General features: G+C 60.4%; 15 protein-coding genes. 12 read left to right on the forward strand and 3 right to left on the reverse strand.

Annotation, left to right across the window (positions count from 1 at the left end; translation table 11 throughout):
- Positions 1–561: 561 nt before the first annotated feature.
- Positions 562–909, forward strand: a complete 348-nt coding sequence (locus QRN54_RS23910; RefSeq protein ID WP_054827189.1) for a hypothetical protein — start codon at positions 562–564, stop codon at positions 907–909.
- Between the two features lie 371 nt (positions 910–1,280).
- Here the strand turns inward: QRN54_RS23910 and QRN54_RS23915 are convergent, their stop codons facing one another.
- Positions 1,281–1,571, reverse strand: a complete 291-nt coding sequence (locus tag QRN54_RS23915) for a hypothetical protein (RefSeq protein ID WP_125051416.1) — start codon at positions 1,569–1,571, stop codon at positions 1,281–1,283.
- 49 nt (positions 1,572–1,620) lie between these two features.
- Here QRN54_RS23915 and QRN54_RS23920 point away from each other — a divergent pair, with 49 nt between their 5' ends.
- Positions 1,621–2,139, forward strand: coding sequence for a DinB family protein (locus QRN54_RS23920; protein ID WP_030536585.1), 519 nt, complete (start codon positions 1,621–1,623; stop codon positions 2,137–2,139).
- Here the strand turns inward: QRN54_RS23920 and QRN54_RS23925 are convergent, their stop codons facing one another.
- Entirely contained in the window at positions 2,140–3,612 is a 1,473-nt protein-coding gene (locus QRN54_RS23925; RefSeq protein ID WP_285183168.1) for a mannitol dehydrogenase family protein, read from the reverse strand.
- Between the two features lie 7 nt (positions 3,613–3,619).
- A complete protein-coding gene (locus QRN54_RS23930; protein ID WP_285183190.1) occupies positions 3,620–4,630 on the reverse strand; it encodes an NAD(P)-dependent alcohol dehydrogenase in 1,011 nt (336 codons plus the stop codon).
- 139 nt (positions 4,631–4,769) lie between these two features.
- On the opposite strand from QRN54_RS23930, the gene QRN54_RS23935 reads away from it, so the two are divergent.
- From QRN54_RS23935 to QRN54_RS23980, 10 genes are all read left to right on the forward strand, one after another.
- Positions 4,770–5,768, forward strand: coding sequence for a sugar-binding transcriptional regulator (locus QRN54_RS23935; RefSeq protein ID WP_054827191.1), 999 nt, complete (start codon positions 4,770–4,772; stop codon positions 5,766–5,768).
- A 63-nt stretch (positions 5,769–5,831) separates the two neighbouring features.
- Positions 5,832–7,184, forward strand: coding sequence for an ABC transporter substrate-binding protein (locus tag QRN54_RS23940; protein ID WP_030536581.1), 1,353 nt, complete (start codon positions 5,832–5,834; stop codon positions 7,182–7,184).
- On the forward strand, positions 7,181–8,131 hold the full coding sequence (locus QRN54_RS23945; RefSeq protein ID WP_019748978.1) for a carbohydrate ABC transporter permease: 951 nt from the start codon (positions 7,181–7,183) through the stop codon (positions 8,129–8,131). The genes QRN54_RS23940 and QRN54_RS23945 overlap by 4 nt, the downstream gene beginning before the upstream one ends.
- Positions 8,131–8,997, forward strand: coding sequence for a carbohydrate ABC transporter permease (locus QRN54_RS23950; protein WP_065352961.1), 867 nt, complete (start codon positions 8,131–8,133; stop codon positions 8,995–8,997). Before QRN54_RS23945 ends, QRN54_RS23950 begins: the two co-directional genes overlap by 1 nt.
- Positions 8,998–9,024: 27 nt before the next feature.
- Positions 9,025–10,119, forward strand: coding sequence for an ABC transporter ATP-binding protein (locus QRN54_RS23955; RefSeq protein ID WP_218680241.1), 1,095 nt, complete (start codon positions 9,025–9,027; stop codon positions 10,117–10,119).
- Positions 10,120–10,214: 95 nt separating this feature from the next.
- Positions 10,215–11,132 carry a carbohydrate kinase family protein gene (locus tag QRN54_RS23960; RefSeq protein ID WP_065352617.1) on the forward strand — a complete coding sequence of 306 codons (918 nt, stop codon included), beginning with the start codon at positions 10,215–10,217 and terminating at the stop codon, positions 11,130–11,132.
- Between the two features lie 95 nt (positions 11,133–11,227).
- On the forward strand, positions 11,228–13,444 hold the full coding sequence (locus QRN54_RS23965) for an MMPL family transporter (RefSeq protein WP_065352616.1): 2,217 nt from the start codon (positions 11,228–11,230) through the stop codon (positions 13,442–13,444).
- An 18-nt stretch (positions 13,445–13,462) separates the two neighbouring features.
- On the forward strand, positions 13,463–14,665 hold the full coding sequence (locus QRN54_RS23970) for a sensor histidine kinase (protein WP_065352615.1): 1,203 nt from the start codon (positions 13,463–13,465) through the stop codon (positions 14,663–14,665).
- Positions 14,662–15,336 carry a response regulator transcription factor gene (locus QRN54_RS23975; RefSeq protein ID WP_042450142.1) on the forward strand — a complete coding sequence of 225 codons (675 nt, stop codon included), beginning with the start codon at positions 14,662–14,664 and terminating at the stop codon, positions 15,334–15,336. Before QRN54_RS23970 ends, QRN54_RS23975 begins: the two co-directional genes overlap by 4 nt.
- A 63-nt stretch (positions 15,337–15,399) precedes the next feature.
- The coding region (locus QRN54_RS23980) for a DUF222 domain-containing protein (protein WP_285183180.1) at positions 15,400–15,765 on the forward strand (366 nt) is incomplete at its 3' end.

A 15,765-nucleotide genomic window follows, 5' to 3' on the forward strand; every position in this document is an offset into this window, starting at 1 on the left:
AGGCAGTCGAGCCGTCCCCCCCCCGCGGCTCGGCTGCACCCAAATGTTGACGCGCTGACCGGCAGCCGACTGTCGGAAACGACTCCACGCGAGGAACGGCAACGATAGTGGGCCCCGCAACTGCGGGGCCCTTTCTCTGTCTGAAAAGCGCTGTCGGACTTGGGCTATCACCATTGAGCACTTCGTGCTCGATCACTGGAAATGAGAGCCAACGAGGGCTGTCTCGCCGTCCTTGTCTGCGTCGGATCCATTTTGCCGAGCTTCGTGAATTGCAGAATCCGCAGCCCGCGAGAGCTCAGTAGTTGCCTTGATCGGGTGCAAAACCGGGCAATCGGAACAAAACACTTGTCGATGCGTTACAACTATTGTTAAAGTGTAACGACGAACTGCAAGTGAACAGCAACTTGAAGGTCTCGCTACCGGAAGCCGATGGGCGCCGGGGGAGATTCGTCTGCTGTCGATGGACGCGACGCCGTTGGGCGGCACGGATAAAGGCTCTGTGAATTGCGCCGGGTCGCACCCCTGATCAACCTGACAGACCAACGTAACGGAGAACATACTGTGACAATCAAGAACTCGATCGGGCCTGGTGTCGAAGCCGATCATGGAAACAGGCTGTTCGGCAACACTATTCGATCAGCTGAAGGTGAGGAACTGGTCCAGCGGCTGAATGCCATGTTCGAGCGAGCGAACAGCGCAGGTCAGGTGGTGAATCAACGAGAACTCTCGACCGTGCTTTCTGTGCGGAGATCCGAGGGTTCGCCGGTCGACCGGTCGATTCCGGCGCCTGACAGGCTGATGCATGCGATCGAGGGACTCTCGTACGAATCCATTTCCCTGTTGATTTGTGCGGCCGAGCATTTACTGCGTTCGGAAGGGGTACATGTCGACTCGACGCCCTTCACGTGAGGGGCGACGAGACCCGTCGAGGAAATCGAAGTGATCGGTCCGTCGCCGACGAACGAGTATTTTGTCACGAACGGAATGACGTAGTTACGTCGTCGTTTGTAATTCTGTTGTGCGACCGGCGAATCAGGCCTCCGGCGTTGCTCGGTCGCACGATCCCGATTTCGCTGCTTCGAAGGCTTCTTGGGTGCGCTCACGCGCCTCAGCGTCGAATCCTCTTCAGTCGTCGTGCGGTCCGCTCGTGTCATCGCGGACTCGATCGATCGGCGACGTGGGATCAGTCGGAGTATGTCCAGTTCTTCGGCCGATCCGAGTATCGACCGGCAAATCTTGTCGACGGAGTCAGATGCCGGATAACGGCACCGAAATACGGATCAACATTCACCTCGGGAAGCCGCATGAAGTGAATTGACTATCGCAGTCTGCTGTTGTGGTGTGAACGCTGCCCAGGCGCTGGCGGAACCCGCGAGTTCAGGGACATCGTTCCATCCAGGGCTCTGTAGCCGGGCCAACGCCGCCTCGACCGTCCCGAAAACTTCGAGGTACGCATGTGCGTCGTCGCATGTGAAGGCGAGTTCGTGTGGTTCGGCGTCGCCCACGTCCCCGCCACACGAAGTAAGCATCAGCACGAATGGAGTCGCAATAGCGATCATGATTCGCTTCATCGGCCAATCGAAGCAGACTGACCCCGCCCTGGCGGACTATTCTCGATCCATGCCGATCACCCCGGATACAAAGAACTGGACCTGGGTCCTCGAACGCCCATGCGCCGAGTGCGGGTTTGATTCGTCCGCTGTGGCGTTCGCGGATGTTCCAGATCTTGTGCGTAGCAATGCCGTCTCGTGGGCCGAGGTACTGGAGCGCGAGAATGTGACGGAGCGACCGGACAGCGAAACATGGTCAGCGCTGGAGTATTCCGCCCACGTACGCGACGTGTTCCGGATCTTCAAGGTGCGGTTGGAACAGATGCTCGAATTCGACGATCCGCGATTCGAGAACTGGGATCAGGACGCAACAGCCGAGGCCGAGCGGTACAACGACCAAGATCCGGCAAAGGTGGCATCGGAATTGTCCGACGCCGCGGCGGAGGTCGCGAATGCCTTCGAAACCGTGCCAGAGGGTAGCCGCCAACGACGGGGTCTCCGCAGTGACGGATCGGCGTTCACCGTCGAATCGTTGGCGGCCTACTTCATTCACGATCCGATCCATCACCTGCACGACGTCTCGGTGTAGTCAGAGCCCGCGCACCTCCTCGAGGGTTCTTCTGGCTCCGACGGAGTGCAATGAGTCGAGGGTCTTTCGGAAGCTAGCGACAAATCGGCGATCGTCCACGAGATCGCCGAACACTTGGCGGTACCCGATGAAGGCCAACGGGTCGCTCGACTGTTTCTGGGCGAGCGGCACCAGAGTGTCCGACAGCTGATCGACGACGGTGATGGGATCTCCGTTCTCGTCTGTGCCCTCGGCGTAGCGGGCCCAGCTAGCGACAATTGCGGTGGACAGGTTGATCGACCCACCGGTGTCGAGTTGGTTCCGGATGACGGGCAACAGCCACTTGGGAATTCGATCGGACGACTCGGCACACAGACGTGCAATCGTGTCGCGGATCTGGGGGTTCGAGAATCTTTCGATGAGGGTCTTCTTGTACTGATCGAGGTCGACGCCGGGTACCGGGTCAAGGGTCGGCGTCGCTTCGAGATTCATGTAGTCGAGCAGGAACCCCGACAAGAGTTCGTCCTGGCATGCCTCGTGGACCAGGCGGTATCCGGCAAGGTAGCCGAAGTACGCGATGCCTTGATGGCCGGCATTGAGAAGGCGCAGTTTCATCAGTTCGTACGGGCGAACATCCGGCACGAGATTGACGCCGGCATTCTCCAGAGGTGGCCTGCCTGAGGTGAACTCGTCCTCGAGGAACCACGCGGTGAACGGCTCAGCCGCGACCGGCCACTGATCTTCCACGCCAAACGTCTCGGCGATCTCGGTGGTCACCTCGGCTGTCGTGACGGGTGTGATCCGGTCGACCATGGAGTTGGGGAAGGCGCCGTTCTCGTCGATCCACTCCGCAAGTTCGGGATCCTTCAGGGCGGCGAACGCTCCGACTGCCGTCCTGGCGACCGATCCGTTGCCTTCGATGTTGTCGCAACTCATGATCGTGAACGGGGCGAGGCCCCGGTCGCGACGGAGTGCGAGTGCAGCACAAATCAGACCGAAGGTGGTGTGGGGGAGTGTTCCCGGCTCGAGATCGTGCATTACATCGGGATCGGACGCGTCGAACTCACCCGTAGTGTGCGAGATGTTGTATCCGCCCTCGGTGATGGTGAGAGATACGATTTTCGTCGATTCGGATGCCATCTTTTCGATCACCGCCTCCGGATCCTCCGGAGCGAACAGGTACTCGACGATCGACCCGATGACCCGGGCCTCGAGGGTTCCGTCGGAATGCTTGAGCGCCAGCGTGTAGAGGCAGTCCTGCGCGCGGAGTGCGTCTTTCATTCGCTTGTCCGACGGCATCACTCCCACTCCGCAGATTCCCCAGTCGAAGCCCTCACCGCGTCGCAGGAGAGCATCGATGTACATGGCCTGGTGTGCACGGTGAAAGCCTCCGACACCGAAATGCACTATGCCGGTAGTAACTTTGCTCCGGTCGTAGGTCGGCACTTCGAGTGCAGCATCGAAGTCGAGCAGGGTCTTCGTATTGAGTTCCATGAAAGTACTAGTCTCCTTCGGCGACAATGACTACGGCTTTGATGCTGCCGGGAATGCAATCGGCCACCAGGGCCTCTTGCGACTGTTCGAGTGAAAAGCGTGCTGTGACCATCGAGTCCAGATCGACGCGCCCGGCAGCGACCAGTGCGGCGGCGATCGGCCACGTGTTGGCGTATCGGAACACTCCGGTGAGCATCAGTTCGCGATTCTGAATGATCGGGACCGGCAACGGTATCTCGTCGGCACCCATTCCGACCAGAACGACGGTTCCAGCGGGCCGAACTGCGTGAATCCCGTCGATCACTGCAGCCGTGGCACCCGACGCGTCGATGAATGCGTCGACGGCCAGCGAGCGTACGTCGCTTACATGGGGATCAACGACGGTTGTTGCGCCGAATTTCAGTGCCACATCACGCCGGGCCGCGTCGATGTCCGAGACGATGACTTCCGTCGCGCCGAATGCCTTGGCCACCTGCGTCGTCAGGATTCCTACCGGGCCGGCGCCGGCGATCAACACCCGAGAGCCGGCAGTGATCCCCGCCTTCTGGGCTGAGGCTATCCCTACGGAAAGTGGCTCGAACAGCGCAGCTGCCTCGTAGGACACGGAATCTGCGATGGGATGGGCGAAGTCGGCACCGATCGTGACGTAGTCGGTCAGCGCACCGTCGATCGGCGGCGTCGCGAAGAACTCCATATGAGGGCAGAGGTTGTATCTGCCTGCCTTGGATTCGGGACTTGTCGGATCGGGCTTCTGAGGCTCGATGGAGACACGCTGCCCGATGCGTCTTGGGTCGACGCCGTCACCGACCGCAGCGATGCGTCCCGATGCTTCGTGTCCGAGAACGAGCGGTGAGTTGACTACGTAAGGGCCGATGCGACCTTCGTGAAAGTAGTGCGCGTCCGACCCGCACACGCCCACGGCATGGATGCGAACGAGGACTTCACCCGCCTTCGGGGACGGTCGTGGTCTCTCGACCATCTGCATCTTTCCGGTCTCGACGAGGACATTTGCCCGAATTGTCGCAGGTAGATCGACGGATTCTCCGGAAACTGTTGTGTGGGTCACAACGTAGATGTTAGCTTAATGAGCATAAGAACATCTAGTGAGCATTTGCTCACAATCAAGAAACTTTGAACCTGATGCACAAGGAGGCCGCGTGAACCAGTCGGCTCAGCCCACAGGACTCAAGACGTCGAAGTTGCCCGCTTCCGAAGATGTGCGGCTCGCCTTGCGGGCAGCGACCATGTATCACCTCGAAGGTGCCACTCAGGCGGAGATTGCAGCGAAGTTGGGCGTCTCGCGGCCGACAGCCGGGCGACTGTTGGCCAGGGCGCGGACGCAAGGTTTGGTCAGGGTCGAGATTTTGGTACCGCCGGAGCTCGAAGGTTCGGTGAACACGGAGTTGGAATCGAAGCTGGAGAAGCACTTCGGGTTGGCCGAAGTGTTGATCGTCCCCGAAGCGATTTCGGATGCGGACGACCCGGACTTCGACGCACTCGGTCGACGAGCAGCGGAAGTTCTGGTTCGTCGTCTGCAGCCGTCGAGCGTTCTCGGGTTTACCTGGGGTCCGGAAACCGTTGCGGTAGCAGGGTCTTTGCCAGACAAGGCCGCGAAGTGCTCGGCTGTGGTACAACTTGACGGCTCCATGACGGTGACCGACTACCAAACCGGTGTCGACTTCACCATCGGCCGATGTGCACAACAGTTGCAGGCCAATCCTATTCGTCTCAACGCTCCGCTGTATGCCGACCCGGCGACTGTGGAGTCGATGCGAAACGACTCGGTGATCTCGAAGGCGCTGCAAGCCGGAACTGATTCCGACATCATGGTTTTCGGAGTCGGTGCCGTCTCGACCGCGACGACCTTGTTTGCCGGTAGCTTCGTCGACTCGACCATGCTGGACGAGTTGGAAAGTCGAGGCGCTGTCGGTGAAATCGGCGGCCGTTTCTACACGATCGACGGCAATCCAGTGGAGGGGCCACTGCCTGAGCGAACGGTCTCCGTCTCGCTCGACGCAGTGAAATCCTGCGATCAGACGATTCTGATTTCGGGGGGAACACACAAACGCCAGGCCGTTCTGGGCGCATTGCGCGGAGGTTTGGCAAACGTACTCGTCACCGACGTCGAGTGCGCCCAGTGGCTGCTCGAAGGCTAGCGATCTCACGAGTTTCGCTGTCCGAGCGCGCGACTGACACGCAAGTGTGAAGGAAGGTAATCCGTGAAAACAGGAAGACGAGTGTGGGGCGCTGCCGCGGCGGCGCTCTGCCTCCTGGTGTCGGGATGTGCGGGCGCTGGTGCGCTCGGTGGTTCCGGCGAACGAACAGTCACCATTGCGATGGTGTCGAACTCGCAGATGCAGGACGCCATCAAGCTGGCGCCGGCTTTCGAAGCCGAGAACCCTGGCATCGACCTCAAATTCGTCAGCCTTTCCGAGAACCAGGCGCGCGCCAAGATCACAGCGTCGACGGCAACCGGCGGCGGTGAGTTCGACGTCGTGATGATCAGCAACTACGAGACACCTCAGTGGGCTGCAAACGGTTGGCTCACGAACCTGTCCGACTATGCAGACACGACGCCCGGTTACGACGAGGACGACTTCGTACCGTCGATCAAGACTTCTCTGTCGTACGAGGACAGTATGTACGCGGTCCCCTTCTACGGGGAGTCGTCGTTCCTGATGTACCGCAAGGATCTGTTCGATCAGGCGGGGATTACAGTTCCCGAAGACCCGACGTGGCAAGAAGTTGCAGGTTGGGCAGCACAGTTCGACAACCCGGACGCCAAGATGGCGGGAATCTGCTTGCGCGGAAAGCCTGGCTGGGGTGAGGTGCTCGCACCGCTGAACACCGTGATCAACACCTTCGGTGGACGCTGGTACGACGAGAATTGGAATGCGCAGCTGACCAGTCCGCAGGTCGAGGATGCGGTTCAGTTCTACGTGGACACGGTCAAGGAGCACGGTCAGCCGGGTCCTGCCACAAGCGGATTCGGTGAATGTGCAACACAATTCGCGCAAGGCAATACGGCGATGTGGTACGACGCGACGTCGGCTGTGTCGGTTCTCGAGGACCCTGCGTCGTCGAAGGTAGTCGGCAACATCGGATATGCGAAGGCCCCGAAGGTCGAGAAGTCCGATCCTGGTTGGCTCTACACGTGGGCGCTCGGAATCCCGGAGTCGGCAAAGAACAAAGATGATGCCTGGAAGTTCATTTCCTGGATGACGAACAAGGACTACATCCAGAAGGTCGGAACCGAACTCGGCTGGTCGAGAGTTCCTCCGGGAAGTCGCCTATCGACCTACGAGATTCCGGAATATCAAGAGGCCGCACAGGCATTCGGTCCGATCACCCTCGAATCGATCAACAATGCAGATCCGAAAAACCCTACAGTGCAACCGGTTCCGTACACCGGCGTCCAGTTCCTAACCATCCCTGAGTTTCAGGACCTGGGCACTCGCGTCAGCCAGCAGATCAGTGCGGCCATCGCGGGTCAGAAGAGCGTGAAAGAAGCACTCGAACAATCCCAGCAGTATGCCGAGGTGGTCGGCAAGACCTATCAGGAGAACCGATGACTACGGTTGCCGAGCCCAGAACTACGGTGGACGACGCGCCACCGGTCCGTGTCGAAAAGAAGATCTCCCGCGCCGAGGGTTGGCGTCGTAGAGGTCCCCTGTTGCCGGCGTTGATCTTCTCGATCGTCGTCACCCAGATTCCGTTTCTGTTCACCCTCTACTACTCGACGCAGTCGTGGAACCTTGTCCGGCCGGGATCGCGGCACTTCAACGGGTTCGACAACTACATCGAGGTTTTCAAGGACAGTCAGTTTCGGGAAGTCGCGGTCAACACGGTCATCATGATCGTGGGGACGGTCATCGTTTCGGTGATCCTCGGACTCGCGTTGGCACTGCTACTCGACAGAGCCTTCCTCGGTCGCGGGATCGTGCGGACACTGCTGATCACGCCGTTTCTCATCACCCCCGTCGCTGGCGCATTGCTCTGGAAGACAACAATGTTCGACCCGGTGTTCGGTATCGTGAACTTTGTCCTCCAGCCTTTCGGTGTCGGCCAGGTCGACTGGGTCAGCAAGTTTCCGCTCGCCGCCGTCATGATCAATCTGATCTGGCAATGGACGCCTTTCATGATGCTGCTCATTCTGGCCGGCTTGCAGTCCATGCCCCGAGACATCCTCGAAGCCGCACGGGTGGACGGAGCCAAGCCGTTTGCGATGTTCCGCGAACTGACACTGCCGCACCTGCGCCGTTTCATCGAACTCGGTGCAGTTCTGGGTGCGATCTACCTCGTGAACACCTTTGACGCGGTGTACATGATGACGTCGGGCGGGCCAGGCGTGGCCAGTTCGAACCTGCCGTTCTACATCTACCAGCGCGCGTTCCTCGGCTTCGACGTAGGTCAAGCTGCGGCGATGGGTGTCGTGACAGTGATCGCGACCATCATCGTGTCGACACTTGCGCTCCGATTGATCTTCAAGAGCTTCACCGGCAACGAGGAGGCGGCGTGATGACTGCCGTAGAGACGACAAGCGTGACGACCGACAAACCCGTCGTCAAGAAAAAGAAGGGCAGTAAGTTCAGTCCGTGGTCGGTCGTGGCGTGGATCGCCGCTCTGGGATTCTTCTTCCCGGTCTTCTGGATGGTCCTGACCGCATTCAAGACCGAGGCAGACGCCTACACGGATCCGCCGAAGTTGTTCTTCACCCCGACGCTCGAGCAGTTTCGTGCCGTTCTCGATTCCGGTCTCGGCACGACGCTAGCGAACTCGGCATTTGCCACAGGAATGTCGACGATTCTTGTTCTGCTACTGGGTGTTCCGGCGGCTTTTGCGCTCTCGCTTCGCCCGGTGAAGAAGACTCAGGATGTGCTGTTCTTCTTCATCAGTACCAAGATGCTCCCAGTCGTCGCTGCAATCGTGCCGCTGTACGTGATCGTCAACGACATCGGATTGCTCGACAATATCTGGGCGCTGGTCATCTTGTACACATCGATGAATCTGCCGATCGCAGTGTGGATGATGCGTTCGTTCTTTCTCGAAGTCCCCGGCGAACTTCTCGAAGCTGCCAGCATGGACGGCGCGAGTTTGTGGACCTCGGTTCGCGAGGTGATCCTCCCGCTGATCTCGCCCGGAATTGCTGCGACTGCGCTGATCTGCGTGATCTTCTCGTGGAACGAATTCTTCTTCGCAGTCAACCTGACAGCTGTTCAAGCGCAGACGATTCCGGTCTTCCTGGTCGGGTTCATCACCGGCGAGGGACTGTACTGGGCTCGGCTCTCCGCGGCAGCGACCATGGCGGCATTGCCCGTCATCCTGGCCGGTTGGTTCGCCCAGAACAAACTGGTGCGCGGCCTGTCCTTCGGTGCAATCAAATAATTCTCCTCACCCTCTCAGGAGTTCGTCATGGCTGAAATCTCTTACCAGAAAGCGTCTTGCATCTACGAAGGTGCTGGGACCCTCGCTGTAGATTCACTCGATCTTGACATCAAGGACGGGGAGTTCATCGTGCTCGTCGGTCCGTCAGGTTCCGGAAAGTCCACGGCCCTGCGCATGTTGGCAGGGCTCGAGGACATCGATTCCGGTGCGATCACCATCAACGGCAAGGACATGACCGATGTCCCGTCGAAGGATCGCGACATCGCAATGGTCTTCCAGAATTACGCGCTGTACCCCAACAAAACCGTCGGGGAAAATATGGGGTTCGCGTTGAAGATGCGCGGTGTGCCCGTCGAGGAGCGTAAGAAGAAAGTGGCCGAAGCGGCCAAACTGCTTGACCTGACTGACTATCTCGACCGCAAACCGGCCAAGCTTTCCGGTGGTCAACGGCAGCGAGTTGCCATGGGCCGAGCTATCGTTCGTGAACCGCAAGTGTTCTGCATGGACGAGCCGCTCTCCAACCTCGACGCAAAGCTACGCGTCCAGACCCGCACGCAGATCGCGGCGTTGCAGCGTCGTCTCGGAACCACCACCGTCTACGTCACGCACGATCAGGTGGAAGCGATGACGATGGGTGATCGCGTGGCAGTGCTCAAGGGCGGCAAGTTGCAACAATTCGCTTCTCCGACCGAACTTTACGATCGGCCGGCCAATGCGTTTGTTGCCGGTTTCATCGGATCTCCAGGTATGAACTTGGTAACGGCGCCGGTCAGTTCGGGTGGGGTGCGTTTCGGTGACGTCGAGGTTCCGCTGGACCGCGAGCAGATGGCGGCAATCGCCGCGGCCGGTCTGGCTTCGGTCACAGTGGGAATTCGGCCCGAGCAATTCCAGGTGGTTGCTGCCGGAGACGGAATCGCAGCTCAGATCGACCTGGTAGAGGAACTGGGCAACGAGTCGTACATCTACGCGCACGTACCTGGCACGGAATCCGATCCGATTTCGCTCGTCGCACGCACCGGCGGGCGATCGAAGCTGCAGTACGGCCAGACGCTGGGCTTCGAGCGGGTGGACGGCCTCGTTCACCTCTTCGACCCGGCTACGGGCGAGCGTGTGGGTAGCTGAATCCCATCGCATTCGTGACCTGCTCGGCACCCGAACTCGTTCGTGCCGAGCAGGTCACATCCATCTTCGACTGGTGAGAAGGTTAGGGTCTACCGATGAGTGATACACGCGAACGATCCGTCGTGGTGTGTGGTGAGGGACTGGTTGATCTGGTTCCGGTGGGGGAGAACTTCTCGCCCAAGTTGGGCGGTGGACCGTTCAACGTTGCGGTTGCATTGGGCCGACTCGGATCCGACGTGGGATTCGTCTCTCGCTTGTCCACCGACGCCTTCGGAGATCGGATGATCGACTCGCTGGCCGCGTCCAATGTCGACACAACCGGAGTCGAACGTGGGCCCGAGCCGACAACTCTGGCCGTCGTGAACCTTGCAGCGGACGGTGGTGCGCGGTATTCCTTCTACCTCGAGGGAACGGCAGATCGACAGTTCGCGCTGCCGAAACTTCCCTCTGCCCGGGCATTCTCGTTCGGAACGCTGTCGCTGGTGCTCGAGCCCGGGGCCTCGGCCTACGAAGCTTTGCTGCACGAAGCCCACGCCCGCGGTCGACTCACCATGGTCGACCCCAACATTCGTCCGGCGGTGATCTCCGACCCGGACGCGTATCGACGACGGTTTCGTTCGTGGTTGCCCGCCATCGACATTCTCAAAGTGAGCGACGACGACGCGAAGTGGTTGGGTTCGGTCGACGGCGCCGAGTGGCTCGACGAAGGCGTCGGAGCCGTCCTGCTCACCCGTGGAGGTGACGGGTTGCGGTTGATCACCGAGCAACTCGATGTTTCGGTGCCCGCGCCCGCGGTCGACGTCGCGGACACGATCGGTGCGGGCGATACCGTTCACGGAGCCCTGTTGGCCTACCTTGATCGTCACGACGCACTCGACGTCGCAGTTGTGCGCGGGTTCTCCGAGGCAGATTGGTCGGCCGCGTTGACCTTTGCCGCACGCGCGGCAGCCGTCACCGTGTCACGTCCCGGGGCGGATCCGCCGTGGTCAAGGGAGTTGGGCCGGCCCGTCTAGCACTGGGGACCACCGCCCTACTGCGAGCGCAGTACGTCGAACTGCCTACCTGTGCACGATGTGCGACGGGGTCGTGTATCGGCACAGTGACACGCATGTCGATATTCCTGTACAAACTCTCGCGACTCGCGTTTCGGCGCCGTTGGGCAATGGTGGGCTTCTGGGTCGTCCTGCTGGTGGCGGGCGGAGTAGGCGCAGCAACGCTGTCCGGTCCGACCGTCAATACATTGTCGATCCCGGGCACAGAATCGCAAGCGGCACAGGACCTTCTTTCTGAACGGTTCCCGGAATCGTCCACCGGCGGAGCCAGTGCTCGCATCGTCTTCGAATCTCCGGCGGGCACGACGCTCACCGATCCGGCGATTCGACGATCCGTCAGTGACTTGGTCTCTGCGCTCGGGAAGGACCCCGAGGTTGCAGCGGTATCGGATCCATATGCCTCCGGCGGAGTGTCGCCGACCGGGACGATCGGATACATGCAGGTCTCCTATACCGCCGACTCGATCGAGTTGCCGGACAGCTCGAAAGAACTGCTCGAGTCCGCCGTCCACGACGCCGCGGATTCAGGGCTGGCAGTCGATGTTGCCGGCAACGTGCTGATGGAAAGCAGTGCCGAATCGATGGGCGAAGTGATCGGCGTCGCGATCGCCGCTGTGGTCCTGACGGTCACTTTCGGTTCGTTGGTGGCAGCAGGGCTTCCCTTGATCAGCGCGTTGATCGGCATCGGCATCGCGATCTGCACGATCACTATCGCAACTGGTTTCATCGAATTGGGTTCGAGCACAACGGTCCTGGCAATGATGCTTGGGCTCGCCGTGGCGATCGACTATTCGCTCTTCATCGTCTCGCGCTACCGCTCCGAACTACGTGACGGACATGATCCGGAAATTGCTGCGGGCAGAGCAGCGGGGACGGCGGGCTCGGCCGTAGTGTTCGCGGGGTTGACGGTGCTCATCGCATTGGCAGGACTGTTCGTCGTGAACATCCCGTTCCTGACGAGCATGGGTCTGGCTGCGGCGTTTGCAGTTGCTGTTGCAGTGGTGATTTCACTGACCCTGCTGCCCGCCACGCTGGGATTTGCTGGATCGCGCGTTCTGAGCCGATCCGATCGTCGCCTGCTTGCGTCCGGTGGTCAGTTGACGCATCGCAAGACGAAGGAAGGCGCAGGCTCGCGATGGGCCAAGTTCGTGATCCGGCGTCGAGTTCCGGTTTTGCTCGCGTCTGTCCTCGGGCTGGGATTGCTGGCGATCCCCACCTTCGGAATCAACCTGAGTTTGGCGAGCCCACCAGTGCCCGACACAACTGCCGCCAGGGCTACCGACCGACTCTCCGAGGGGTTCGGTGCCGGGTTCAGCGGTCCGCTCATGGTGGTCGTCGACGTTGCCGACGCCGCAGATCCGGCAGCGGCATTGAGCGGCGCCCAGGAAAAGCTCGGTGCTCTGCCCGACGTAGCGGCAGTGACGCCGCCAGCACTCAATCAGGCCGGCGATACAGCAGTCATCACGGTGGTTCCCTCGAGTGGCCCGGAAACCGAGGCAACAAAGGCGCTCGTCGCAGATATACGTGAGGTCGCCGGATCACTGACCGACGAGACCGGGGCCACGATGTCGGTCACCGGTCAGACAGCGTTGACGATCGACGTCTCGGACCGCCTGGCTGATGCCCTCGTTCCCTACCTCGCATTGGTCGTCGGCCTCGCCTTCATTCTTTTGATGCTGGTGTTCCGCTCGATCTTGGTACCGCTCAAGGCAACTCTCGGATTTCTGCTCTCGATCGGCGCGACGTTCGGTGTGCTGGTCGCGATCTTCCAGTGGGGTTGGTTCGCCGGCATTCTCGGAATCGAAGGCCAAACCGGATCAGTTGTGGCGATGTTGCCCATCTTCATGATCGGCATCGTCTTCGGGTTGGCGATGGACTACCAGGTGTTCCTGGTGACCAGAATGCGTGAAGCGTTCGTCCACGGTGACGGACCGGATGAAGCAGTCGTGAAGGGCTTCGACCAGGGCGCGCGAGTCGTCACGGCCGCGGCGCTGATCATGATCGCCGTTTTCGCGGGCTTCATCTTCGGCGGCGACGCCTTCATCATGCAGATCGGACTCGGACTCTCGTTCGCGGTTCTGTTCGACGCCTTCGTGATTCGTATGACCGTCGTACCGGCCGTCATGTCCCTGTTGGGCTCGAAGGCATGGTGGTTCCCCTCATGGCTGGACCGGTTGGTCCCGAACGTCGATGTCGAGGGGGAGCAGTTGACTGCGCTGCTCGCAGATTCGAAGGAATCCAGTGAACCCACGAGCGACAAGTTGTCGGTGTGACCCGGATACGGTAGATCGATGACTTCGACATCGACGTGGGGTCGATGGTGTGCGGAACACCCGCGCACCATCGACCTGGCACTGGCGATTCTCGTGCTCCTTGCCACGTGGACGGCGCACCGCATCGCGCTCGACGGCAATGACACCCGCGAGGTCACGGTTGTGGGAGTGCTTGTAACAGCGATCGCAGCGGCAACCATCGTGTTCCGAAGGCGCTATCCGTTCTCGGCACTGGCGGTGGCAGTACTGCTCGGCGTATTGATGATTGCACTGTCAGCGCCGCCGAATGCCGGCACAGGTTCCGCAGCGATGGTGTGCCTCTATTACGTTGCCAGCACGAGTGACCGCCGGAGGACCTTCTTCGCAGCGGCGAGCACAGTCAGCTCGCTGATGCTCGTCACGATCTTTTTGGGAGTGGGGAACAATCTCCTGCAGGAGGCACTGGGGTTGTTGTCGTGGTTGCTGATGGCAAGTTTTGCCGGCGCCGAGGTCCGTTCTCGCCGGGCCTATCTGGAGTCCGTCGAGGCGCGCGCGGTGCAAGCGGAAAGAATGCGCGAGGACGAGGCCCGACACCGCGTCGTCGAAGAAAGGATGCGGATTGCGCGAGACTTGCACGACGTTGTCGCGCACCACATTGCCTTGGTCAACCTGCAAGTCGGGGTCGCGTCGCACTTGATCGGGAAAGACCCGGAGAAGGCGACGACTGCACTACGCGGAGTGGAGGAAACGTCCAAGGCGGCACTCGATGAAATTCGGGCCACGGTCGGAGTTCTCCGTGATGCTCAGGACGGTGATCGCTCGATGAAGCCGGCTCCGGGGCTTTCGGATCTACCGGCACTGGTGGATCAATTCGTCAGTGCAGGAATGGAAATCGATGTGCGCGCTGCGGGTTCGCTGCGCCCACTCGGGCCCGCAGTAGATCTCACAGCGTACCGAATTATCCAGGAGGCACTCGTGAATGCGAGCAAGCATGCGCTGCCAGGGGCCGTCACCGTGTCGTTGTCATACGAAGCCGAGGTTCTGATGCTGTCGGTCGAAAACGCCGGAACGGCAGTGCCTTCGACGTCACCACCCGGGTACGGACTGCTGGGAATGAAGGAGAGGGCACAGGCGATGGGAGGCGAGGTCTCAGCAGGATTCCGCGCCGACGGGGGATTTCGTGTGGACGCCCAACTACCGCTTGTCTCGGTGTCCAGGGGTTCGGAGCGTGAGGAGTCGTGAGTATTCGGGTGGTAGTGGCAGACGATCAGGCGCTCTTCCGTCAAACGCTTGCGCTGCTGATCGGTTCGGAAGAGGACATGGAGGTGGTCGCCGAGGCGGCAGACGGAGAGCAGGCATTCCAGGCGGCGCTCGAGCATCGACCCGACGTTGTATTGATGGACATTCGAATGCCAGGCACCAGCGGAGTCGAAGCGACCGCCATGATTGCCGATCATCCGGATTTGACCGACGTGCACGTGTTGATTCTTACCACCTTCGAAGTGGATGAGCATGTGGCACAGGCGATCCGGGCGGGAGCCAGCGGCTTCATCGGCAAAGGAATCCGAGCCGAGGATCTACTCGATGCTGTTCGGACGGTCGCAGGTGGGAACTCTTTGCTGTCGCCGATTGCGACCAGCGCGTTGATTTCTCGGTTCCTTTCCACTCCGTCGCGGGCCGACTCGACTTCTGGGATTTTCGGTCAGTTGACCCCACGCGAACTCGAAGTGGTAACCCTCGTTGCCCTCGGGATGTCCAACGACGAAATCGCTGCGGAATTGGTGATCAGCGCGGTCACGGCAAAAACGCACGTGAACCGGGCGATGACAAAACTGGATGTCCGCGACCGCGCGCAACTGGTGGTTCTCGCCTATCAATGCGGTGTGGTGATTCCGGGACGCTCGGTGGATTGACTCGAGAAACTCTTGACTCGAACGGGTGTTCGAGTATTGTTTGGGGAGGGGATCGGGGGGTCAATGAGTGTCTTGTTGTCGGATGTGGTGTCGGGTTCTGCGGTGGGGTTGCGCGGACGGTTGTGGCAGTTGACTGCTGCCGAGTTGCGTGCTGCTGCTGTCGAGGCGAGTGCGGAGATTCTGCGCCTGGAAGCCGTTCGAGTGGCTGTGGTCGACGAACTCTCGTTGCGGCCGGATGATCAGGTGATTGCCAGTCGCGGGGTGGGTGCGTGGTTGGCGGCTAACACGATGCTGCAGGTCCGGGACGGGAAGAAGATCGCCGCCCTGGGTGCAGCTTTGCGGCCGCTTCCGGCGGTGGCTGCTCGGTTCGATGACGGGGATTGCTCGTTCGATCATGCCGTGTTGATCGTGGCGTTCTGTGAGTCACCG

This window comes from Rhodococcus sp. MEB032 (genome assembly GCF_030208925.1).
Lineage (GTDB): Bacteria > Actinomycetota > Actinomycetes > Mycobacteriales > Mycobacteriaceae > Rhodococcus_F > Rhodococcus_F qingshengii.